The organism is Diaphorobacter nitroreducens (genome assembly GCF_002214645.1).
Taxonomy (GTDB): domain Bacteria; phylum Pseudomonadota; class Gammaproteobacteria; order Burkholderiales; family Burkholderiaceae_C; genus Diaphorobacter; species Diaphorobacter nitroreducens.
Genome location: NZ_CP016278.1, coordinates 442,707 through 465,564, shown reverse-complemented (window position 1 = coordinate 465,564; position 22,858 = coordinate 442,707). Strand labels below are relative to the sequence as shown.

Here is a 22,858-nt window from a genome sequence, read left to right as displayed (position 1 = left end):
CCACCGCTGGTCACGCACCAGGCCCTTCCAACGGCGGAAGGGCCGGGCTCCCAGGACAAAGGCGTCCCCACCCGCTCGGGCAGCGCACATGCGCCGGCCGCGCGGCGTGAGGACGCCTTTTTCCGTTGCTGCACTGCTTTTTTGACGACCCCAAAGGACTCTTGCATGACCGATCTGCTCCACACCCGAATCCCCCGACGCACCGTGCTGCAGGCGGCCACCGTGGGCGCCGTGGGCGTGAGCCCCGCGCTGCGTGCCCTGGTGCACGCCCAGGGCTCGGACGCCCCCGAGAAGAAAGAGGTGCGCATCGGCTTCATCCCCCTCACCGACTGCGCCAGCGTGGTCATGGCATCGGTGCTGGGCATCGACCAGAAGTACGGCGTGAAGATCATCCCCACCAAGGAGGCCAGCTGGGCCGGCGTGCGCGACAAGCTGGTCAACGGCGAGCTGGACTTCGCCCATGTGCTCTACGGCCTGGTCTACGGCGTGCATCTGGGCGTGGGCGGCCCCAAGAAGGACATGGCCGTGCTGATGACGCTCAACCACAACGGCCAGGCCATCACGCTGTCGCGCAAGCTGGCCGACAAGGGGGCCGTCAACGGCGCAGGCCTGGCCCAGCTGATGGCCAAGGAACGGCGCGAGTACACCTTTGCGCAGACCTTCCCCACCGGCACGCATGCGATGTGGCTGTACTACTGGCTGGCCGCGCACGGCATCCACCCCCTGAAGGACGCCAAGGTCATCACCGTGCCGCCCCCGCAGATGGTGGCCAACATGCGCGTGGGCAACATGGACGGCTTCTGCGTGGGCGAGCCCTGGAACCACCGCGCCATCATGGACGGCATCGGCATCACCGCCACCACCACGCAGGCGATCTGGAAGGACCACCCCGAAAAGGTGCTGGGCACCACCGCCGACTTCGTGCAGAAGTACCCCAACACCGCGCGCGCCGTGACGGCCGCCATCCTGGAGGCCAGCCGCTGGATCGACGAAAGCCTGGCCCACAAGAACCAGATGGCCGAGACCATCGCCGGCAAGGCCTACGTGAACACCAGCGTGGACGCCATCAACCAGCGCATCCTGGGGCGCTACCAGGACGGCCTGGGCAAGACCTGGGACGACCCCGACCACATGAAGTTCTATGGCGGCGGCGCGGTGAACTTCCCCTACCTGTCCGACGGCATGTGGTTCCTGACCCAGCACAAGCGCTGGGGCCTGCTCAAGGACCACCCGGACTACCTGGGCGTGGCCAAGGCCATCAACCGTACCGACGTGTACCGCCAAGCCGCCACGGCCGCGAAGGCCCCCCTGCCCGCGAGCGACATGCGCAGCCACAAGCTGGTGGATGGCGTGGTCTGGGACGGCAAGGACCCCGCGAAGTACGCCGACGGTTTCAAGCTCAAGGCCTGACGCCCCGATCGCCCCACCCCCACAGGAGAAACCATGGTCAGTGCCGTCTTTCACAGCCCGCTGGAGCCGCAAGCGCCGGCCGGCGCGTCCGATGCTTCCAAACCGATAGCTGCCAGCGCTTATCCCACAAGCGCTGCAGGCCCAAAAGCCTCAGGGCCTGCCAGCCCACCCCCGCGCAGCGACGCGCGCCAGCGCTGGAACGCCCTCTGGCTGGCCGTGCTGCCGCCGCTGTGCGGCGTGGGCCTGCTGCTGGGCCTGTGGGCCGTGGTCTCGGCCACCACGGGCCAGAGCATTCCCGGCCCGCTGCAGACCTGGGCGCAGGCGGTGGAGATCTTCAGCGACCCGTTCTACCGCAACGGCCCCAACGACCAGGGCGTGGGCTGGAACGTGCTGGCCAGCCTGCAGCGCGTGGCCGTGGGCTTCGGCCTGGCCGCGCTGGTGGGCATACCGGCGGGCTTCGTGATCGGGCGCTTCGCGTTCCTCTCGCGCATGTGCAACCCGGTCATCAGCCTGCTGCGGCCCGTCTCGCCGCTGGCGTGGCTGCCCATCGGCCTGCTGGTGTTCAAGGGCGCCAACCCGGCCGCCATCTGGACGATCTTCATTTGCTCCATCTGGCCCATGGTCATCAACACCGCCGTGGGTGTGCAACGCGTGCCGCAGGACTACATGAACGTGGCGCGCGTGCTCAACCTGAGCGAATGGAAGATCGCCACCACCATCCTGTTCCCGGCGGTGCTGCCCTACATGCTGACCGGCGTGCGCCTGGCCGTAGGCACGGCCTGGCTGGTGATCGTGGCGGCCGAGATGCTCACCGGCGGCGTGGGCATCGGCTTCTGGGTGTGGGACGAGTGGAACAACCTGAACGTCACCAACATCCTGGTGGCCATCTTCGTCATCGGCGGCGTGGGCCTGCTGCTGGAATGGGCGCTGGTCCGGCTGGCCACGGCCTTCACGTTCGAGGAGGTGCAATCATGAGCGACGCAAAATTCCTGCAGATCCAGGGGGTCGAGCAGACCTTCCGCACCGCCAAGGGCGTGTTTCCCGCGCTGCGCGGCATCGACCTGGCCATCGCCCGGGGCGAATTCGTGGCACTGATCGGCCACTCGGGCTGCGGCAAAAGCACGCTGCTGAACCTGATCGCGGGCCTGACCACGCCCACCGCCGGCGCGCTGATCTGCGCCGGGCGCGAGATCAAGGGCCCCGGTCCCGAGCGCGCAGTGGTGTTCCAGAACCACTCGCTGCTGCCCTGGCTGACCTGCGAAGGCAACGTGCACCTGGCCGTGGAACGCGTGTTCGGCGCGCGCGAGTCCAAGGCCCGGCTGAAGGAGCGCACCCACGCCGCGCTGGAACTGGTGGGCCTGGCCCATGCCGCGCACAAGCGCCCCGGCGAGATATCGGGCGGCATGAAGCAGCGCGTGGGCATCGCACGCGCGCTGTCGATGGAGCCCCAGGTGCTGCTGATGGACGAGCCCTTCGGCGCGCTGGACGCGCTCACGCGCGCACGGCTGCAGGACGAGCTGCTGGAGATCGTGGCGCGCACGTGCAGCACCGTGGTCATGGTCACGCACGACGTGGACGAGGCGGTGCTGCTGTCCGACCGCATCGTGATGCTCACCAACGGCCCCGCCGCCACCATTGGCGAGGTGCTGGACGTGGGCATTGCACGCCCGCGCAACCGGGTGGCGCTGGCGGAGGATGCGCGGTACCTGCAGTGCCGCAAGGCGGTGATCGACTTTCTCTACACGCGGCAGGGGCACGTGGAGAGAGCGGCTTGAGGGTTTTTGGGCTCTAGCGCTTGCTGGGTAAGCGCTGGCAGCTATTCTTTTTGAGTATTTGCCCTTGGGTTGAGTGTCGCTGGCCGGGGCGAGTCCCGGCCAGCGACGAAGAAACTTACACCGCAGGGCTTCACAGAGCCCGCGCCCCGCTCAGCACAGGCCCGCCCGGAACACCGTCACCGCACCCCGGTGATGTAAAGCTCCATCTGCTCGATGATGAACTGCTGCTCCGAAATCACGCTCTTGACCAGGTCGCCGATGGACACCAGCCCCACCACGCGCCCGCCCTCCACCACCGGAAGGTGCCGCAGCCGGTTTTCCGTCATCAGCGCCATGCACTGCTCGGCGCTCTGCGCGGGCCGCACGAAGCGCACCGCGCGCGTCATCACCTCGCTCACCGGGGTGTCGCCCGACGAGCGGCCCAACAGCACCATCTTGCGGGCGTAGTCGCGCTCGGTGAAGATGCCCGCGATCTGATCGCCTTCCATCACCAGCAGCGCGCCGATGCCCTTGTCGGCCATGCGCCGCAGCGCAGTGAGCACGGTGTCCGAAGGTTCGACGGCATGGACCTGCCCATCGGCTTTGGTTCTGAGGATTTCTGCAACAGTCGTCATGGCTGCCTCCCTGGCTGTGGATGGAACGAAACCGAACACGCGCCCACAGTGTCCGCCGAACCAGGGCGGGCGCGCAACCGGGTTCAAAATTTGTTGCAACCAGGTGGTCGCAGCGCCCACGGGCCGGGCGAGTGCAGCTATGCTTTTGGAAGCTGCAGGCACGGCCTGAGCCGCTGCGCTCAGCGCCGCCCACCCAGCAGGCTGCCGCCGATCTTGAACAGGTCGCCCAGGCCCACCTGGCCGTCGCCGTCCTGGTCCAGCAGGCTGCCCAGCAGATCGCCGCCGGGCGCGCCCGTGCGCTGCACCTGGGCGCGCTCCTGGCCCAGCACCTGCCCCAGGCCACCCGCGTCCAGTCCGTCGCTGCGCACCCGCTGCGCCAGGAACGCCATGACGATGGGCGCCAGCATCTGCAGCAGCTGGCCGGCGTTCGCACCCAGTCCGCTGGCCTGGCCCAGGCCGGCTTCGGCCCTCTCGCGGCCACCGCCGAAGATATGGCCCAGGATGGCACCTGCGTCGCCGCCCTGCCCGGCGCCGCCGGCCATGCCGCCGCCCAGCACCGACCCCAGCATCCCGCCCAGGTCCAGGCCGCCGATGCCCTGCGCCGCAGGGGCCGCGGCGTCCATGTGGTCGCGCTGCAGCGCCCCCAGCAGCGACTGCGCACCCTGCGGCCCCTCGGCGTTGCGCCCCAGGGCACCCAGCAGCAGCGGCAGGGCCATCTCCACGGCGCTTTGCGTCTGGGCGGTGTCGGTACCCAGGCGCTGGGCCATCTGCTGCAGCGGCGCCCCCTGCAGGTGCTGCAAAAGCTGCTGGGTCAGCAGCGGGGTCGATGCGGAAGTGGAAGTGTTCATGGCAGGCAACTCCTTCAAACGGTGGTGCGCGGCCACGGCAGCCGCGTCAGGCGTACATGGTAGGCGCTGCACGGCTTCGCTGCATGTCAGCCGCTATCATTTACATAGCTATAGGCGCCGGACACACCAAACCAAAGCGCCGATCTAAAGCGCCATCAGCCGCCCCACACACCCTGCCGGCGGGGGCTCTGCGGCGCGCGATGCCCTTTGACAATGCCTTGTAAAGAAGCATGAAGAATCGCTGCTACCACGGCAGCCTTGCCGTCAATGTGCGAAAGTGCAACGCTTGCCTGCAGAGCGGAGCGCCCTGCGACGCCCTTCCAGGCCCCGCTTTCCTGCTCTGCGCCACCCTTTCCAGACCTTGCGCCTTCGCCCCATGATCCACGCGACGACACCCGCGCCCATTGAGCGCCCCGCCCGCGCCCCCCGTCTTTCCGCTTCACCCGCTTTTTTCCCCTCGTGCACCACTGCGGCCCGTCACGGCGCGCTCGCGCAGCGGCTGGCTGGCCTGGCCCTGGCGCTGGGCCTGGCGGCCTGTGGCGGCAAGGACGCGCCAGCCACCGAGCCACAGGGCCCCGCCGCCGTGGGCGTGGTCACCCTGCAAACGCGCGCGCAGCAACTGGACGCCACCTTGCCCGGCCGCACCCGCGCCTACCTGACCGCCGAGGTGCGCCCCCAGGTCTCGGGCATCGTGCAGCAACGCCTGTTCACCGAGGGCGCGCTGGTGCGCAAGGGCCAGCCGCTGTACCAGATCGACGACCGCCCGCTGCGCGCCACCGAGGCCAGCGCCGAGGCCACCCTGGCCCGCGCCGAAGCCACGGCGCGCACGCAGGAGGCCAATGCGCGCCGCAATGCCGAACTGGTCAAGATCGACGCCATCAGCCGCCAGGCCTATGACGAGAGCCAGGCCGCGGCCGCGCAGGCCCGCGCCGACGTGGGCGTGGCCCGCGCCAACCTAGAGACGGCGCGCATCAACCTGCGCTACAGCCGCATCGAGGCGCCCATCGCCGGACGCATCAGCCTGTCCAGCGTCACCCCTGGCGCGCTGGTGACGGCCAACCAGGCCAATGCGCTCACCACCATCGTACAGATGGACCCGATGTACGTGGACTTCACCCAGTCCAGCACCGAGCTGGTGCAGCTCAAGCGCGACTGGGAGGCCGGCCGCTATCAGAAGGTGGACGGCAACCAGATGCGCGTGCGCATCCGGCTGGACGACGGCAGCGACTACCCGCACGAAGGCCGGCTGCAGTTTGCGGGCGTGATCGTCAACGACACCACGGGCACGGTGACGCTGCGCGCCGTGGTGCCCAACCCCGACGGCTTGCTCATGCCCGGCATGTACGTGCAGGCGCTGCTGCCCACGGGCCTGGCCAGCGACGCGCTGCTGATCCCGCAGCAGTCCGTGAACCGCGACCTGACGGGCCGCGCCAGCGTGCTGGTGGTCAACGCCGACAACGTGGTCGAGAAACGCCCCGTGGAACTGGCGCGCGCCCTTGGCAACCGCTGGCTGGTGGACAGCGGCCTGCAACCCGGCGAGCGCCTGGTGGTGGATGGCTTTCAACGCATCAAGCCCGGCGACAAGGTGGCGCCCCAGGTGGTGGACCTGAACACCAAGAAGGGCCCGGCCGCCGCGGCGCCAGCACCCGCCGCCAGCGCCCCCCCGCGGCGGGCCAGAGCGTGGACATCACCGCCCGCCCCGGCGCATCCCGCTGAGCACGAGGTCAGGCGCACATGGCCCAGTTCTTCATCAACCGCCCCATCTTCGCGTGGGTGCTGTCCATCATCATCATGCTGGCGGGCGGCCTGGCGATCTTCACGCTGCCGCTGGAGCAGTACCCCGATATCGCGCCGCCGCGCGTGACCATCTCCGCGCAGTACACGGGCGCCTCGGCCGAGACCGTGGAAAACTCGGTCACGCAGATCATCGAGCAGCAGCTCAAGGGCATCGACAACATGATCTACATGGGCTCGACGTCGGATGCGTCGGGCCGCTCGGCCACCACCCTCACGTTTGCGCCGGGCACCAACATCGACGTGGCCCAGGTGCAGGTGCAGAACAAGCTGCAGTCGGCCATGAACCGCCTGCCCGATGCCGTGAAGAGCCGGGGCGTGTTCGTCAACAAGGGCGGCCAGGACTACCTGGTCACCTACAGCTTCTTCTCGGGCGACCCGAACATGAGCGCGGTGGACATCGGGGACTACCTGAACTCCAACCTCGTGGACGTGATCGGCCGCCTGGACGGTGTGGGCGACATCCGCGTGTTCGGCACCTTCTACGCCATGCGCCTGTGGATGGACCCGGCCAAGATGGAGAAATTCCAGCTCATGCCGTCGGACCTGATCAGCGCGCTGAACGCGCAGAACGCACAGGTCTCGGCCGGCCAGCTCGGCGCGCTGCCCGCCGTGCCCGACCAGCAGCTCAACGCCACCATCACCGCGCGCACCAAGCTGCAGACGGTGCAGGAGTTCGAGGACATCGTGCTCAAGACCGCCACCGACGGTTCGGTGGTCACGGTGAAGGACGTCGCGCGCGTGGAACTGGGCCCCGACAACCTGTCGGTCAAGGCCAAGCTCAACGGCCGCCCGGGCGCGGGCATGGGCATCGTGCTGGCCGACGGCGCCAACGCCATGGCGGTGTCGGACGCCGTGGCCGCCAAGCTGGCGGAGCTCAAGCCCTACTTCCCCAACCAGATCGACTATTTCGTCAGCTCCGACTCCACGCCCTTCGTGCGCGCCTCGATCCGCGAAGTGGCCACCGCGCTGGGCGAGGCCATGGTGCTGGTGGTGATCGTGATGTTCATCTTCCTGCAGAACTTCCGCGCCACGCTGATCCCTGCGATCGCCGTGCCAGTGGTGCTGCTGGGCACCTTCGGCGTGCTGGCCGCGGCGGGTTACTCGATCAACACGCTGACCATGTTCGCGCTGGTGCTGGCCATCGGCCTGCTGGTGGACGACGCCATCGTGGTGGTGGAGAACGTCGAGCGCGTGATGCACGAGTCGGGCCTCTCGCCCAAAGAGGCCACGCGCCACTCGATGCGCGAGATCACGCCCGCGCTGGTGGGCATCGGCCTCACGCTGTCGGCAGTGTTCGTGCCGATGGCGTTCTTCGGCGGCTCCACGGGGGTGATCTACCGGCAGTTCTCCATCACCATCGTGGCGGCGATGGCGCTGTCGGTGCTGGTGGCGCTCACGCTCACGCCGGCGCTGTGCGCCAGCATCCTCAAGCCGTCCGCCCACCTGGGCAAGGACCCGCAGGTGCGCCGCGGCCTGCTGGGGCTGAACGACCGCTTCTTCCTCTGGTTCAACCGCCACTTCGAGACCAACACGCTGCGCTACCAGCGCGGCGTGGGCTGGATGCTGCACCGCGCCAAGCGCATGCTGCTGATCTTTGCCGCCATCTGCCTGGCCGTGTGGTGGATCATCGGCCGCGTGCCGACGGCCTTCCTGCCCGATGAAGACCAGGGCTACATCCTGGCCAACGTCAACCTGCCCGCTGGAGCCACCGACGCGCGGCTGCAGGACGTGCTGGACCAGGTGAATCTGTACTTCAAGGACGTGCCCGAGGTCATCAGCTTCAACCAGGTCTCGGGCCTGAACGGCGACCAGAGCTCGGCGCGCGCATTCATCCGCCTCAAGCCCTGGGATCAGCGGCCGCTGGCCAGCCAGTCCGCGGCGGCCATCGCCCACCGCGCCACCCAGGAGCTGGCCAAGATCCGCGACGCGCGCATCTTCGTGTCGCAGCCGCCGGCCGTGCGCGGCCTGGGCTCCAACGCGGGCTTCAACTTCATGCTCAAGGACATCAACGGCCTGGGGCACGAGGCGCTGCTGGCCGCCAAGGACCGGTTCCTGGCCGAGGCGCGCAAGCACCCCGAGCTGACCAACCTGCGCACCACCAACCTGGACGACGCCACCGAGCTGCGCCTGGACATCGACGACCGCAAGGCCGCCGCGCTGGGCCTGAGCTACGACGCCATCAACAGCGTGCTGTCCAGCGGCATGGGCGGCACCTACGTGAACGACTTTCTGAACAACGGCCGCGTCAAGCGCGTCTACATCCAGGGCGACGCGCCGCACCGCATGCTGCCGCAGGACATCGGCAAGTGGACCGTGCGCAACAAGAACGGCGAGATGGTGCCGTTCGGCGCCTTCTCCAAGGCCCACTGGGCTTATGGCTCGCCGCAGCTCATGCGCTACAACGGCGCGCCCGCCTATGAGATGGTGGGCAGCGCCGCGCCGGGCGTCAGCTCGGGCGTGGCCATGAAGATCGTGGAGGACATCCTGAAGGGCCTGCCGCCCGGCATTGCGTACGAATGGACGGGCGCCTCGCTGCAGGAGCGCCAATCCGGCGCGCAGGCGCCGCTGCTGTACGCCATCTCGATCCTGTTCGTGTTCCTGTGCCTGGCCGCGCTGTACGAGAGCTGGACCGTACCCCTGTCGGTGATGCTGGCCGTGCCGCTGGGCGTGCTGGGCGCGCTGCTGGCGACCTGGACGCGGGGCCTGGCCAACGACGTGTACTTCCAGGTCGGCCTGATCACCACGGTGGGCCTGGCCTCCAAGAACGCCATCCTGATCGTCGAGTTTGCCGTGCAGTTGCAGGAACAGGGCCGCAAGCTGCTGGATGCCACGCTGGAAGCCGTGCGCATGCGCCTGCGCCCCATCCTCATGACATCGCTGGCCTTCGGCTTCGGCGTGGTGCCGCTGGCCCTGGGCACGGGCGCCGGCGCAGGCGGGCGCAACGCCATCGGCACGGCCGTGCTGGGCGGCACCGTGGCCTCCACGGTGCTTGGCATCTTCATGGTGCCGGTGTTTTTCCTGCTGATCCGCAGCTGGTTCAAGAGCCGCTCGCGCCAGGAAGACGCGGCCCAGCCTGCCCCCATCCATCCGGAGAGTGCCGCATGACGCGCCCCCATTCCTTCACGCCTCTGACCGCCGCCCTGGCCTGCGCCCTGCTGGCCGGCTGCAACCTGGCGCCACGCTACGAAGCGCCGCCGCTGCCCGTGCCGGACACGGTGGCATCGCCCCTGCCCCAGCCGCAAACCGCCGGCGCCGTGGCGCTGCCGGACGGCGGCCCCATGGCCTGGCAGGACTTCGTGCAGGACGCCCGCCTGCGCACGGTGGTGGAACAGGCCCTGGCGAACAACCGCGACCTGCGCGTGGCGGTACTGGCCATCGACAAGGCCCGCGCGCAGTACGGCGTGGTGCAGGCCGACCGCTTTCCCACGGTGAACGCGGCCGGCGCGGGCAACCGCAGCCGCACCGCCGACGACCTGACCGCCGCGGGCCGCTCCAACACCACCAGCCAGTACAGCGCCACACTGGGCTTCAGCAGCTACGAGATCGACTTCTTCGGCCGCGTGCGCAACCTGAACGATGCCGCGCTGCAGGAGTTCCTGCGCGTGGCGGAGAACCGCCGCAGCGTGCAGCTCAGCCTGGTGGCCGAGGTGATCGGCGCCTGGCTCACGCTGGACGCCGACGCGCGCCGCCTGCAACTGGCGCACGAGACCCTGCGCACGCGCCAGCAGGCCCTGGAGCTCACGCAGCGCAGCCATGAACTGGGCGCCAGCTCGGGCCTGGTGCTGGCGCAGGCCCAGTCGGCGGCCGACACCGCACGCGTGGATGCGACCGCCTTCGTCTCGCAGCTGGCGCGCAGCCGCAACGCCCTGGCCCTGCTGGTGGGATCGCCCGTGCCCCCAGCGTTGTTGCCCGCCAGCGTGGCCACCGTGGAAACGGCCATGCCGGTCACGGCCATGGCGGGCCCGGCCACGCCGGCAACCCAGCCCGCTCCCGGCACCGGTACTGCGGACAGTCCTGCCCCCCGGTCCCCCGTCCCCGCGCTGGCCGATCCCGCGGCGCCCGCAACGGCGCTGCTGGCCGTGCCTGCAGACGTTCCGTCCAGCGTGCTGCTGCGCCGCCCCGACGTGCGCGCGGCCGAGCATGCACTGCAGGGCGCCACGGCCAATATCGGCGCGGCACGCGCGGCGTTCTTTCCGTCGATCACGCTCACGGCCTCGGTGGGCACGGCCAGCAATGCGCTGTCGGGCCTGTTCGAGGGCGGCAACGGCACCTGGGCGTTCGCGCCGCAGATCCGCCTGCCGATCTTCGACGCCGGCCGCAACCAGGCCAACCTGCGCGTGGCCGAGGTGACGCGCGACACCGCCGTGGCCCAGTACGAGAAGGCCATCCAGACCGCCTTCCGCGAGGTGGCCGACGCGCTGGCCGAGCGCGCCACGCTCACCGAGCGCCTGCAGGCGCAGGGCTCGCTGGTGCAGGCCACACAGCGCACGCTGCAGCTGTCGGACGCACGCTTTCGCCTCGGTGCGGACAACTACCTCGCCGTGCTGGACGCGCAGCGCACGCTGTATGCCGCACAGCAGGCGCAGATCACGCTGCAATTGGCCGAGCAGGTCAACCGCGTGACGCTCTACAAGGTGCTGGGCGGCGCCTGGACGGACCCAACACCACCGCCGGCAGGCGGCTCCTGATTCCATCGCTGGCAGCGCTTGAGGGGCAAGCGCTGGACGCTGTTTTTGTTCAATTGCGGTGCATCGGGCGCGCACGCAGGGGCCGCGCCACCGGTACAACATCCCCTACGAGGTCCGGGCGCCATCAGGACGCCAGCGCCCGCACCATCGCGCCGCCACTTGCACCACGGCGGTGCGCAGCCCGCCACGCCCGGCCAAGCGCGCGATTGCTCCTGAAACAATAGCTTCTCACGCTTGCCCATCAAGCGCTAGCGGACTATCTGGCCCAACCCATGAGCGCACACCTCTCACCCCGCCGCACCCTGGCACGCCCATTGCATTGAAGCCAGCGCGGCCACGGTAGGCCGCAGCGCGTGCCCTCTCCAACGGCGGAGGCAGGGCTCGCGGGACGAAGGCGTCCCCACCCGCAACCAGGCCCCTGCCCGGTGCGGCGTGCGGACGCCTTTTTTGTTGATGTGGCTGCGCGGGGCATTCCCGCCGGGGAGACGATGGTGAAGCAATCCAGGCTGGTGATGGTGGGCAATGGCATGGCAGGCGTGCGCGCGCTGGAAGAGCTGCTCAAGATCGCGCCCGACCTCTACGACATCACGGTGTTCGGCGCCGAGCCGCACCCCAACTACAACCGCATCCTGCTGTCGCCCGTGCTGGCGGGCGAGCAGACGCTGGAGGAGATCGTCCTCAACGACTGGTCCTGGTATGCGGACCACCACATCACGCTGCACGCAGGGTGCACCGTGACCCATGTGGACCGCACGCGGCGCACCGTGCATGGCGTGGCGCAGGACGGGCGCACCGTCGAGGCTCCCTACGACCGGCTGATCCTCGCCACGGGCTCCAACCCGTTCATGCTGCCCATTCCGGGCCGTGAGCTGCCCGGCGTGCTGGCCTACCGCGACATCGCGGACACGCAGGCCATGATCGACGCTGCCGCCAGCTACAAGCAAGCCGTGGTGATCGGCGGCGGCCTGCTGGGCCTGGAGGCGGCCAACGGCCTCATGAAGCGCGGCATGCAGGTCACCGTGGTGCATGCGGGCGAGTGGCTCATGGAGCGCCAGCTTGACGACGTGGCGGGCAAGCTGCTGCAGCAGTCGCTGGCCGAGCGCGGCATGCAGTTCCTGATGCAGGCCCAAACGCAGGAACTGGTGGCCGGCGGCGACGGCCGCGTGGCCGCGGTGCGCTTCAAAGACGGCAGCGAGGTGCCCGCCCAGCTCGTGGTGATGGCCGTGGGCATCCGCCCCAACACGGCCCTGGCCGAGCAGATGCACCTGCACGTCAACCGCGGCATCGTCGTCAGCGACACGCTGCAGACCGTGACCGACCCACGCATCTACGCCGTGGGCGAATGCGCGGCGCACCGCGGCATCGCCTACGGGCTGGTGGCGCCGCTGTTCGAGCAGGGCAAGGTGCTGGCCAACCACCTGGCGGAATGGGGTATCGGGCGCTACCAGGGCTCGCTCACCTCCACCAAGCTCAAGGTCACGGGCATCGACCTGTTTTCCGCCGGCGACTTCCAGGGCGGCGAGGGCACGGAGGAGATCGTGCTCAGCGACCCGCATGCCGAGGGCGGCGGTGTGTACAAGAAGCTGGTGCTCAAGGACGACCGGCTCGTGGGCGCCTGCCTCTATGGCGACACGGTGGACGGCAGCTGGTACTTCAAGCTGCTGCGCGACGGCCGCAGCGTGGCCGACATCCGCGACCGGCTCATGTTCGGCGAATCGCACCTGGGCGACGCGGGCCATCAGGGCCAGAACAAGGCCGCCGCCATGGCCGACAGCGACGAGGTCTGCGGCTGCAACGGCGTGACCAAGGGCCAGATCTGCAAGGCGATCAAGGACAAGGGCCTGTTCACGCTGGACGAGGTGCGCAAGCACACCAAGGCCAGCGCCAGCTGCGGCTCGTGCACCGGGCTGGTGGAGCAGATCCTCATGGCCACTGCGGGCGGCGACTATTCCGCCACGCCCAAGACCAAGCCCGTGTGCGCCTGCACCGACCACGGCCACCAGGCCGTGCGCGAAGCCATCCGCACACACCGGCTGCTGACCGTAGACAGCGTGTTTCGCTTCCTGGAGTGGAAGACGCCCAACGGCTGCGCCACCTGCCGCCCGGCCGTGAATTACTACCTCATCAGCACTTGGCCCAAGGAGGCGCAGGACGATCCGCAAAGCCGCTTCATCAACGAGCGCAGCCACGCCAACATCCAGAAAGATGGCACCTACAGCGTGGTGCCGCGCATGTGGGGCGGAGAGACCAGTGCCGCCGAACTGCGCCGCATCGCCGACGTGGTGGACAAGTACCAGATCCCCACGGTGAAGGTCACGGGCGGCCAGCGCATCGACCTGCTGGGCGTGAAGAAGGAAGACCTGGTCAACGTCTGGCGCGACATCGGCATGCCCTGCGGCCACGCCTATGCCAAGGCGCTGCGCACCGTGAAGACCTGCGTGGGCAGCGAGTGGTGCCGCATGGGCACGCAGGACAGCACGCAGCTCGGCAAGGACCTGGAGCACGCCTTCGTGGGCATGTACGCGCCGCACAAGGTCAAGTTCGCCGTCAGCGGCTGCCCGCGCAACTGCGCCGAGAGCGGCATCAAGGACGTGGGGATCATCGGCGTGGACTCGGGCTGGGAGATGTACGTGGCCGGCAACGGCGGCATCAAGACCGAGGTGGCGCAGTTCTTCACCAAGCTCAAGACCGCCGAGGAGGTGCTGGAGTACACGGGCGCTTTCATGCAGCTGTACCGCCTGGAAGGCTGGTACCTGGAGCGCACGGTGCACTTCGTCGCCCGCGTGGGATTGGACTACGTCAAGCGCCGCGTACTCCAAGATGCCCCCGGCCGCCAGGCGCTGTGGCGCGAGCTGCAGGACGCGCTGGCGGGCGAGCCCGACCCGTGGTTCGAGTTCGAACCGGCAGCGGTGGACCGGCGCCAGTTCATCCCGATCACGCCGATCCCCGCATGACCGTTGGCATGAGTTTCAGCCAAAAGTGCCTGTCACGCCCTGCCAGCAAGCGCCAACAGCTCCTAAAGGAATAGCTATGACCACCTGGACCCCGATCTGCTCCCTGGACGACATCCCCGTGCTCGGCGCGCGCCGCGTGGCCCGCCCGCACGGCATGGACGTGGCCGTCTTCCGCAACGACGCCGGCGGTGTGTTCGCCCTGCTCGACCGCTGCCCCCACAAGGGCGGCCCCTTGAGCCAGGGCATCGTCTTTGGCAACAGCGTGGCCTGCCCGCTGCACAACTGGACCATCGGCCTGTGCGACGGCCAGGCCGCAGCCCCCGACGAAGGCTGCACGCCGCGCTTTCAGGTCAAGGTGGAAGCGGGCACCGTCTACCTGGACGCCCAGGAGCTGGCCCACCACGCCCTGGACCTGCAACGCCCGGTGGCCGGCCCCGCGCTGCGCTGCAAGGCAAACCCACCATGACCCCGCGCAGGCGCAACGCGCCGCGCAAGGCCAGGCCGAGCGCAGCGATGGCCCGAATGGGCTGTCCGGTTTCCGGGTTCCCTTCAGGATGCGCCGAGGAGCGCAGCGGCCAGCGGATCAGGGCTCGCGATTGTTTGAGCGAAGCGAGTTTGAGCGAGACCCCGCTGGACGCGAGCACCGCAGGTTGCCCGTAGCGAAGCGAAGGGACGCAGCCTGTAGGGTCGCCTTTCTTTTGGGTACTTTGCTTTGGCGAAGCAAAGAAAAGTACCTCGCCCGCCGGGGCGAGTCCCGGCCAGCCACATCCAAAAAGAATAGCTACTCGCGCCCACACCACAAGCCCTAAAGCCCAAAAATACCAAGAGAACACGCCATGCAAGAAACCCGTTCCACCTGCCCCTACTGCGGCGTAGGCTGCGGCGTGATCATCCAGTCCGACGGCGACACCATCACCGGCGTGCGCGGCGACCCCCACCACCCCGCCAACTTCGGCCGCCTGTGCACCAAGGGAAGCACCCTGCACCTCACCGCCAGCCGGCCCATCACACTGCAGACCCGGCTGCTGCAACCCCAGCTGCGCCCGCAGCGCGGCCAGGCAGCGCACCCCATCGACTGGGACGCGGCTCTCGACACCGCGGCGCAGCGCTTCGCCGCCACCATCGACCGCCACGGCCCCGACGCGGTGGGCTTCTACCTGAGTGGCCAGTTGCTCACCGAGGACTACTACGTCTTCAACAAGCTGGCCAAGGGCCTGATCGGCACCAACAACATCGACACCAATTCGCGCCTGTGCATGAGCAGCGCCGTGGCTGGCTACAAGGCCACGCTGGGCGCCGACGCACCGCCCGCCTGCTACGACGACCTGGCCCACGCGCAATGCCTGTTCATCGCTGGCAGCAACACGGCCTGGGCGCACCCCATCGTGTTTCGCCGCATCGAGGACGCGCGCGCCGCCAACCCGGCCATGAAGATCATCGTGGCCGATCCGCGCCGCACCGATACCGCGGCCATGGCCGATCTGTTCCTGCCCCTGCTGCCGGGCAGCGACGTGATGCTGTTCAACGCCATGCTGCACGTGATGCTGCGCGAGGGCTGGGTGGACCAGGGCTACATCGCGCGGCACACCAGCGGCTTCGCCGATCTGCAGGCCGTGGTGCAGGACTGCACGCCCGAGCGCGCCGCTGCCGTCTGCGGCCTGCCGCCGCAGGACATTGCCACCGCAGCGCGCTGGTTCGCCGGCGTGGAGGGCATGGCGGGGGGTGGGCCGCGCCGGCCCACGCTGAGCCTGTACTGCCAGGGTCTCAACCAGAGCACCAGCGGCACGGCCAAGAACGCCGCGCTGATCCACCTGCACCTGGCCTGCGGGCAGATCGGCCAACCGGGCGCCGGCCCCTTCAGCCTGACGGGCCAGCCCAACGCCATGGGCGGACGCGAGGTGGGGGGCCTGGCCAACCTGCTGCCCGCGCACCGCGACATGGCCAACCCCGACCACCGCGCCGAAGTGGCCCGGCTGTGGGGTGTGGAGTCGGTGCCCGCGCGGCCCGGCAAAACCGCGGTGGAAATGTTCCAGGCCGCGGCCGACGGCGAGATCAAGGCGCTGTGGATCGCCTGCACCAACCCCGCGCAGAGCCTGCCCGACCAGGCCACCGTGCGACGCGCACTGCAACGTGCCGAGTTTGTGGTGGTGCAGGAGGCCTTCGCCACCACCGCCACCGCGCAGTACGCCGACCTGCTGCTGCCTGCCACCACCTGGGGCGAGAAGACCGGCACCGTCACCAACAGCGAGCGCCGCATCAGCCGCGTGCGCGCGGCAGTGGCCGCACCCGGCGGCGCGCGGCACGACTGGCAGATCGCGCTCGCGCTGGCGCAGCGGCTGGAGAGGCACCTGCGCCCCGGCCAGCCCACGCTGTTCCCCTACGCCGCGGACACGGCGCAGGCCTGTGCCGAAGCCATTTGGAACGAGCACCGCGAGACCACGCGCGGGCGCGACCTGGACATCACCGGCCTGACCTGGGCCGCGCTGGAGGCCGACGGGCCGCAGCAGTGGCCCTACCCGAGCGGCGCCCGCGCGGGCCGCGCGCGCCTGTATGCGGACGGCGTCTTTCCCACACCCGACGGGCGTGCGCGCTTCGTCCCCACGGCCTGGCAGCCCCTGGCGGAGCCGCCCAGCGCGCGCTACCCATTCAGCCTGACCACGGGACGCCTGCGCGACCAGTGGCACGGCATGAGCCGCACCGGCACGCTGGGGCGGCTGTTCGGCCACGCGTCCGAGCCCGCGCTGCAGATGCACCCGCAGGACCTGCAGCGCCTGCAGCTGGCCGCTGGCGACCTGGCGCATGTGACCAGCGCGCGCGGCTCCATCATCGCGCCCGTGCAGGCCGACGACACACTGGCACCCGGGCAGGCCTTCATGGCCATGCACTGGGGCGGCGAATACCTGGGCGGGCGCTCCAGCACGGGCCGACCACTGGCGGGCGTGAACGCGCTCACCACGCCGGCCTTCTGCCCTGGCTCCAAACAGCCGGAGCTCAAGCACGCGGCGGTGAAGGTGCTCAAGGCCGAGCTGCCCTGGACGCTGTTGGCCATGGCCTGGCTGCCCGAAGATGAAGCGCTGGCCGCGCGCGAGGCCCTGGCCGCGCTGATGCCCGAACTGCCCTTCGCCCACTGTGTGCCCTTCAGCGGCGCAGCGCCGGCGGCAGGGCCCCCGCGCACGGGCGTTCTGCTGCGCGGCGCCGCGCACGAGGCGCCGCCACCGGCCCTGCTCGCGCGCATCGAGCACCTGCTGCACCTGGACGGGCCTGGCACGCTGCGCTACGCCGACCGCCGCCGCGCCCAGCACCGCGCCGCGCGCCTGCAGCGCCAAACCGACGGCCGCACCACTTTGGACGCACTGCTGCTGGCCGGCAATGGCAGCGCTGGCGGCTGGCTGCGCACCCTGCTGCAGGAAGAACTGCCCGTTCAATCCTACGGACGGTTGCTGCTGCTGCCCACCCAGCAGCCGCCCGTGGCCGTGGCCGCACGCGGCAAGCGGGTGTGCGTCTGCGTGAACGTGACCGATACCGACATCACCGAGCGCCTGGGCCAGTGCCAGGGCAGCCCGGCCGAGCGCTTGGCGCAGTTGCAGGGCGCGCTGCGCTGTGGCACGCAATGCGGCTCCTGCGTGCCCGAGCTCAAGCGCATGGTGCAGGCGGCGGTCGCGGGCATAGGCACCACTGCGGTGCAGGCAGCGTGACGCGGCACGCAATCCGCTGCACGCATATAACGGGCGGTTATCAGACATGCCGCAGAATGGACACCACTCGTCCCACCCGCCAGCCAATACCCCATGGGCATCAGCCACTACATCAAGGAAATCGGCCGCGGCGCACGCGGCGCCAAGGCGCTGGACCGCGCGCAAGCCGCCGACCTATTCGGGCAAGTGCTCGACGGCCAGGTGACCGATCTGGAGATCGGCGCCTTCTGCGTGGCCATGCGCATCAAGGGCGAGACCGCCGAGGAAATGAGCGGCCTGCTGGACGCGGTGCATGCGCGCATGGCCGCCATACCGGCCTGTGCGGGCGGGCAGCCGCTCATCGTGCTGCCCAGCTACAACGGCGCGCGCAAGCTGCCCGTGCTCACGCCGCTGCTGGCGCTGCTGCTGGCGCGCGAAGGCTTGCCCGTGCTGCTGCACGGCATGCGCACCGAGGCGCGCCGCGTTCTGGCATCAGATGTGCTTGAAGCGCTGGATATACCTGCGCTAACAGCTCCTCGATCCATAGCACCCGGCAGCGTGGCGCACATCGGCACCGCGGTGCTGCTGCCCGGGCTGGCGCGCCTGCTGGCGGTGCGCGAGGTGATAGGCCTGCGCACACCGGGGCACAGCGTGGCCAAGCTGATGAACCCCTGCGCCGGCCCGGCGCTGGTGGTGAGCAGCTTCACCCACCCCGAATATTTCGACATCCTGAGCGGCACCTTTGCCACGCTGGGCGCGCACGCCCTGCTGTCGCGCGGGCTGGAGGGCGAGGTGGCGGCCGACCCGCGCCGCACGCCGCGCTACGACGCCTTCATTGGCGGCGCGCACCAACTGCTGCAAGACCAGCAGCCCGGCACGGCCGCCGAAGTGCCCGGTCTGCCGACCGAGATCGACGTGGCCACCACCGCCGCCTATACCCGGCGCGTGCTGGCGGGCGACGCGCCCGTGCCCCCTGCCCTGCGCCAGCAGGTGGAACATATCTTGCACTTGAGCCGTCAAATCACTGCACAGGCCTCGTCATGACCACACCTTCTCTTCCAGCCCATGCAGGCAGCTGCACCCTGGTGGGCGCCGGCCCCGGCGACCCCGAGCTGCTCACCCTCAAGGCAGTGAAGGCCATCCAGGCCGCCACCGTGCTGCTGGTGGACGACCTGGTGAGCGACGCCATCGTCGCGCTGGCCCGCCCCGGCGCCCGCGTCGTGCATGTGGGCAAGCGCGGCGGCTGCAAGAGCACGCCCCAGGCGTTCATCGAAAAGCTCATGCTCACCGCCGTGCAGGAGGGCGAGACCGTGGTGCGCCTAAAGGGGGGCGACCCGTTCATCTTTGGGCGGGGCGGCGAAGAAGTGGAGCACCTGCGCGCGGCGGGCGTGCCGGTGCAGGTGGTCAATGGCATCACCGCCGGCCTGGCGGGCATGACGCAGCTGGGCGCGCCGCTCACCCACCGCGAACATGCGCACGGCGTGGTCTTCATCACGGGCCACAACAAGCCTGGGAACCAAGGCACCGACTGGCGCCAGCTGGCCGCCACCGCGCGCGATGCACGCCTGACCCTGGTGATCTACATGGGCGTGACCGGCTGCGCCCACATCCAGGAGGAACTGCTCACCGGCCTGCCTGCGCACACGCCGGCGGTGGTGATCCAGCATGTGAGCCTGCCGCAGCAGCGCCACGCGGTGACCACGCTGGGCCAGTTGCAGTCCACCATCACCCGCGAGGGGCTGGTCAGCCCCTCGGTGATCGTGATCGGCGACGTGGTGCGCGGCATCCAGGCCGTGGCGCAAGGCGAAGATGCAGCCCCGGTAGCAGGCACGCGCAGCCGGGCGGTGTGACGGCTCAGCCGGCGGCGCTGGCCTGCGCCGCCTGGCGGATCTGCGCGAAGCGTTCGGCCTGTTCCTTGCGCAGGGCCTTGCGCAGCAGCGCGGCCTCCCAGCGGCGGCGCTCGTCGTAGCTGGTGGGGGCCAGCGGCGGCACGGGGGTGGGTTTGCCCGCGTCGTCCACCGCCACCATCGAGAAGAAACAGCTGTTCACATGCCGCACCACCTGGGTGCGGATGTTCTCGGCCACCACCTTGATGCCGATCTCCATGGACGACGTGCCCGTGTGGTTGACGCTGGCCAGGAAGGTCACCAGTTCGCCCACGTGGATGGGCTGCAGGAACATCACCTGGTCCACGCTCAGCGTGACCACGTAGCTGCCCGAATAGCGGCTGGCGCAGGCATAGGCCACCTGGTCCAGCAGCTTGAGGATGGCGCCGCCGTGGACGTTGCCGGAGAAGTTGGCCATGTCGGGCGACATGAGCACGGTCATGCTGAGTTGGTGCGCGGGAAGGTGCATGGCGGTATTAGAGCGTGTTTACGCCGACCGTGCGGGGCCGGAGCACGTGCCTTCACCCGCCCCGCCCGTGTCACACCCGCGTCACGGTTTCTTGGTTTCCCCCAGTGGGCGCGTGCGCCGGCGTTCCTAGCATGGCCCCTGCGCTGCCCATGGCGGTGCAGCGCCAGCCCAATACAAAAAGCAGGGAGCTCCCATGACCACGCCGTTCATCGTCCACCCTTGTGCGCCGCGCAGGCGGCTGCTGCAGTCGCTGTGCGCGAGTGCCTGTGCGCTCGCGTGGCCGGCGCTGGCCCAGCAGCGCTCGGCAGACGCCAAGGCAGCCATCCTCATCGGGCGCTCCTCGGCCCTGTCGGGCCCCATGGCGCCGTTCCTCACGCCGGTGCACGAGGGGCAGGAGGCCGCCCTGGCGGACTTCAACGAGGCCGGCGGCGTCGCAGGGCGCAAGGTGCAGCTCGTGTCCCTGGACGACAAGTTCGACGCCGCGCTCGCCCTGGACAACGCCCGCAGACTCGTGCAGGACAGCGGCGTGGTCGCGCTGTTCGGCCAGGCCGGCACCTCGCAGGTGCTGGCGCTGCTGCCCTACCTGGCGCAGGCACGCACGCCGCTGGTGGCCGTCTACACCGGCAGCCCCGCGGTGCACGGCGCGCGCAGCCCCTACCTGTTCACCACCAGCGCCAGCTACGCGGACGAGCTGGTGAAGATCGTGCGCAACCTCGTGGCCATTCAGACCACGCGCATCGGCGTCGCCTACGAGAACAACGACTTCGGCAAGCTCGCGCTGCCCCTGGTCGAGAAGGCCATCACGGCCGAGGGCGGCACCTTCGTGGGCGCCCATGCCATGCACAGCAGCGGCCAGGACGCCGAGGCCGCCGCCAAGGCCCTGGCGGCCCTGCGGCCGCAAGCCGTGGTGATGATTGCCGCGGGCCCGCCCGTGGTGGCCTACGTGCGCGCCAATAAGGCGCACCTCGGCGTGCCGGTGTATACGCTGTCGCTGGGCGCGGGTGCGCAGGTCATCCGCGCACTGGGCAGTGACGCACGCGGGCTGGCCGTGGCGCGGACCACGCCGCCGCCTACGCGGCTGACCACCGCCGTGGCGCGCGAGTTCCAGGCGTCCATGAAGCGCCACGGCCACCCCGTGGACTACGACCGCTTCAGGGGCTACCTGGACGCGCGCATCCTCATTGAAGGCCTGCGCGCATCGGGGCCTTCGGTGACGGGCGCATCGCTGGCGGCGGCCCTGGAAGGGCTGCACAAGGTGGACCTGGGCGGCTACACCTACCAGTACAGTGCGCAGAACCGCAATGGCTCCAGCTACGTGGACATTGCCGTGATTGGGCCCGACGGCAACTACATGCACTGAACCGCCTGCACTGCACGGCCTCGGAGCCCGTACGCGACAATCGGCGGCTTTGCCCGCCAGGTTGCTGCCCGTGTCCACACCCTTCTTTGATGCCGTCATCATCGGCGCCGGCGCCGCCGGCCTGTTCTGCGCCGCCCAGGCGGGCCAGCGCGGGCTCAAGGTGCTGCTTGTCGACCATGCCGACAAAGTGGCAGAAAAGGTCCGCATCTCGGGCGGCGGGCGCTGCAACTTCACCAACCGCGACCTGGACGTGCGCGCGCCGCACAAGCACTTCGTGGGGCAGAACGCGCAGTTCTGCCGCTCCGCGCTGTCGCGCTACACGCCGGCGGACTTCATCGCGCTGGTGGAGCGCCACGGCATCGCCTACCACGAGAAGCACAAGGGCCAGCTGTTTGCCGACCGCTCGGCCGAGGACATCATCGCCATGCTGCTGGCCGAATGCGCCCAGGGGCGCGTGGAGCGCTGGCAGCCCTGCGGCGTCAAGAAGGTAGTCTTTTTGGCCGATGAGGCATGCGGTACAAGCGCTGGCAGCTATCAAATCGATACCGATCGCGGCCCGGTGCAAGCGCGCAGCCTGGTGGTGGCGACGGGCGGGCTGTCCATCCCCAAGATCGGTGCCACGGACTTCGGCTACCGGCTGGCGCAGCAGTTCGGACTGCCGCTGGTGGCGCAGCGCCCCGGCCTGGTGCCGCTGACCTTCGACGGCCAGGCCTGGGCGCCCTACGCGCAGCTTGCCGGGCTGGCACTGCCGGTGGAGATCAGCACCGGCGCCAAGAGGGAACGCATGGCCTTCGTGGAAGACCTGCTGTTCACGCACCGCGGGCTGTCGGGCCCGGCCGTGCTGCAGATCTCCAGCTATTGGCAGCCGGGCACGCCGCTGGCCATCAACCTCGCACCGGGAGTGGACCTGCCGGCCGCACTGGCCCAAGCCAAGGTGCGCTCGCGCAAGCTGATCGCCAACGAACTGGCCGCGCTCGTGCCCAGCCGTCTGGCCGACGCCTGGGCCAGCCAGAGCGCGGACTGGCAGCGCCCCATCAACGAAGCCGCGGACAAGGCCCTGGCGCGGTTGGCCGAGCGGCTGGCGCGCTGGGAGCTCACCCCCACGGGCACCGAAGGCTACAAGAAGGCCGAGGTGACGCTGGGCGGCGTGCACACGCGCGCCCTGTCGCAGCAGACCATGGAATGCAAGGCCCAGCCGGGCCTGTACTTTATCGGCGAGGTGGTAGACATCACCGGCTGGCTGGGCGGCTACAACTTCCAATGGGCCTGGGCTAGCGCCCACGCCTGCGCCCAGGCCCTGCCGCTCCACTGAACGCCCTCCGTCTCAACGGGCCGTCTGCGCTCGAACTTCTGGCCGATTTTTAATATTCATGTAAAATGAAT

The 22,858-nt window shown here is 69.5% G+C and carries 16 protein-coding genes; 13 read left to right on the top strand and 3 right to left on the bottom strand.

What is annotated here, in order from left to right:
• Positions 1-165: 165 nt before the first annotated feature.
• Genes BA022_RS02145 through BA022_RS02135 form a run of 3 tightly spaced genes read left to right on the top strand, consistent with a single transcriptional unit; the run spans position 166 to position 3,185 of the window.
• Positions 166-1,410: a CmpA/NrtA family ABC transporter substrate-binding protein gene (locus tag BA022_RS02145; protein ID WP_011805987.1), complete on the top strand. Its 1,245-nt coding sequence runs from the start codon at positions 166-168 to the stop codon at positions 1,408-1,410.
• 33 nt (positions 1,411-1,443) lie between these two features.
• Complete coding sequence (ntrB, locus tag BA022_RS02140; RefSeq protein WP_088886412.1) at positions 1,444-2,385, top strand: nitrate ABC transporter permease; 942 nt, start codon at positions 1,444-1,446, stop codon at positions 2,383-2,385.
• Entirely contained in the window at positions 2,382-3,185 is an 804-nt protein-coding gene (locus tag BA022_RS02135) for an ABC transporter ATP-binding protein (RefSeq protein ID WP_088886411.1), read from the top strand. The genes ntrB and BA022_RS02135 overlap by 4 nt, the downstream gene beginning before the upstream one ends.
• A gap of 176 nt (positions 3,186-3,361) precedes the next feature.
• Here BA022_RS02135 and BA022_RS02130 read toward each other — a convergent pair whose 3' ends face one another.
• A complete protein-coding gene (locus tag BA022_RS02130) occupies positions 3,362-3,799 on the bottom strand; it encodes a CBS domain-containing protein (RefSeq protein WP_011805990.1) in 438 nt (145 codons plus the stop codon).
• A gap of 179 nt (positions 3,800-3,978) precedes the next feature.
• On the bottom strand, positions 3,979-4,647 hold the full coding sequence (locus tag BA022_RS02125) for a DUF937 domain-containing protein (RefSeq protein WP_088886410.1): 669 nt from the start codon (positions 4,645-4,647) through the stop codon (positions 3,979-3,981).
• Positions 4,648-5,023: 376 nt separating this feature from the next.
• Here BA022_RS02125 and BA022_RS02120 point away from each other — a divergent pair, with 376 nt between their 5' ends.
• The 8 genes from BA022_RS02120 (at position 5,024) to cobA (ending at position 19,610) form a co-directional block, all read left to right on the top strand.
• Positions 5,024-6,511 (top strand): efflux RND transporter periplasmic adaptor subunit, encoded by a 1,488-nt coding sequence (locus BA022_RS02120; protein ID WP_269466924.1) that lies wholly within the window; start codon positions 5,024-5,026, stop codon positions 6,509-6,511.
• Complete coding sequence (locus BA022_RS02115) at positions 6,439-9,549, top strand: efflux RND transporter permease subunit (RefSeq protein ID WP_269466926.1); 3,111 nt, start codon at positions 6,439-6,441, stop codon at positions 9,547-9,549. Before BA022_RS02120 ends, BA022_RS02115 begins: the two co-directional genes overlap by 73 nt.
• Positions 9,546-11,132, top strand: a complete 1,587-nt coding sequence (locus BA022_RS02110; protein ID WP_088886408.1) for an efflux transporter outer membrane subunit — start codon at positions 9,546-9,548, stop codon at positions 11,130-11,132. Before BA022_RS02115 ends, BA022_RS02110 begins: the two co-directional genes overlap by 4 nt.
• A gap of 488 nt (positions 11,133-11,620) precedes the next feature.
• Entirely contained in the window at positions 11,621-14,086 is a 2,466-nt protein-coding gene (gene nirB / locus BA022_RS02105; RefSeq protein ID WP_088886407.1) for a nitrite reductase large subunit NirB, read from the top strand.
• A 76-nt stretch (positions 14,087-14,162) separates the two neighbouring features.
• Complete coding sequence (gene nirD / locus BA022_RS02100; RefSeq protein ID WP_088886406.1) at positions 14,163-14,552, top strand: nitrite reductase small subunit NirD; 390 nt, start codon at positions 14,163-14,165, stop codon at positions 14,550-14,552.
• A 370-nt stretch (positions 14,553-14,922) separates the two neighbouring features.
• Complete coding sequence (locus tag BA022_RS02090) at positions 14,923-17,781, top strand: nitrate reductase (RefSeq protein ID WP_088886405.1); 2,859 nt, start codon at positions 14,923-14,925, stop codon at positions 17,779-17,781.
• Between the two features lie 93 nt (positions 17,782-17,874).
• Positions 17,875-18,804, top strand: coding sequence for a DNA-binding protein YbiB (gene ybiB / locus BA022_RS02085; protein WP_088886404.1), 930 nt, complete (start codon positions 17,875-17,877; stop codon positions 18,802-18,804).
• Positions 18,801-19,610 carry a uroporphyrinogen-III C-methyltransferase gene (gene cobA, locus BA022_RS02080; RefSeq protein WP_088886403.1) on the top strand — a complete coding sequence of 270 codons (810 nt, stop codon included), beginning with the start codon at positions 18,801-18,803 and terminating at the stop codon, positions 19,608-19,610. The genes ybiB and cobA overlap by 4 nt, the downstream gene beginning before the upstream one ends.
• Positions 19,611-19,614: 4 nt before the next feature.
• On the opposite strand, the gene BA022_RS02075 is transcribed toward cobA, so the two are convergent.
• A complete protein-coding gene (locus BA022_RS02075) occupies positions 19,615-20,115 on the bottom strand; it encodes an acyl-CoA thioesterase (protein ID WP_011806000.1) in 501 nt (166 codons plus the stop codon).
• Between the two features lie 193 nt (positions 20,116-20,308).
• On the opposite strand from BA022_RS02075, the gene BA022_RS02070 reads away from it, so the two are divergent.
• Together BA022_RS02070 and BA022_RS02065 are read left to right on the top strand one after the other, a co-directional pair.
• Positions 20,309-21,475, top strand: a complete 1,167-nt coding sequence (locus BA022_RS02070; RefSeq protein ID WP_088886402.1) for an ABC transporter substrate-binding protein — start codon at positions 20,309-20,311, stop codon at positions 21,473-21,475.
• A 70-nt stretch (positions 21,476-21,545) separates the two neighbouring features.
• Complete coding sequence (locus tag BA022_RS02065; protein ID WP_088888491.1) at positions 21,546-22,787, top strand: BaiN/RdsA family NAD(P)/FAD-dependent oxidoreductase; 1,242 nt, start codon at positions 21,546-21,548, stop codon at positions 22,785-22,787.
• The last annotated feature ends 71 nt before the right edge of the window (positions 22,788-22,858 follow it).

Coding starts and splice junctions, on each gene's coding strand:
- BA022_RS02090 (WP_088886405.1), top strand. CDS start 14,923: ATGCAAGAAACCCGTTCCACCTGCCCCTACTGCGGCGTAGGCTGCGGC.
- nirD (WP_088886406.1), top strand. CDS start 14,163: ATGACCACCTGGACCCCGATCTGCTCCCTGGACGACATCCCCGTGCTC.
- BA022_RS02130 (WP_011805990.1), bottom strand. CDS start 3,799: ATGACGACTGTTGCAGAAATCCTCAGAACCAAAGCCGATGGGCAGGTC.
- BA022_RS02125 (WP_088886410.1), bottom strand. CDS start 4,647: ATGAACACTTCCACTTCCGCATCGACCCCGCTGCTGACCCAGCAGCTT.
- BA022_RS02075 (WP_011806000.1), bottom strand. CDS start 20,115: ATGCACCTTCCCGCGCACCAACTCAGCATGACCGTGCTCATGTCGCCC.
- BA022_RS02110 (WP_088886408.1), top strand. CDS start 9,546: ATGACGCGCCCCCATTCCTTCACGCCTCTGACCGCCGCCCTGGCCTGC.
- BA022_RS02115 (WP_269466926.1), top strand. CDS start 6,439: ATGCTGGCGGGCGGCCTGGCGATCTTCACGCTGCCGCTGGAGCAGTAC.
- nirB (WP_088886407.1), top strand. CDS start 11,621: ATGGTGAAGCAATCCAGGCTGGTGATGGTGGGCAATGGCATGGCAGGC.
- BA022_RS02135 (WP_088886411.1), top strand. CDS start 2,382: ATGAGCGACGCAAAATTCCTGCAGATCCAGGGGGTCGAGCAGACCTTC.
- BA022_RS02070 (WP_088886402.1), top strand. CDS start 20,309: ATGACCACGCCGTTCATCGTCCACCCTTGTGCGCCGCGCAGGCGGCTG.
- ntrB (WP_088886412.1), top strand. CDS start 1,444: ATGGTCAGTGCCGTCTTTCACAGCCCGCTGGAGCCGCAAGCGCCGGCC.
- ybiB (WP_088886404.1), top strand. CDS start 17,875: ATGGGCATCAGCCACTACATCAAGGAAATCGGCCGCGGCGCACGCGGC.
- BA022_RS02120 (WP_269466924.1), top strand. CDS start 5,024: ATGATCCACGCGACGACACCCGCGCCCATTGAGCGCCCCGCCCGCGCC.
- cobA (WP_088886403.1), top strand. CDS start 18,801: ATGACCACACCTTCTCTTCCAGCCCATGCAGGCAGCTGCACCCTGGTG.
- BA022_RS02145 (WP_011805987.1), top strand. CDS start 166: ATGACCGATCTGCTCCACACCCGAATCCCCCGACGCACCGTGCTGCAG.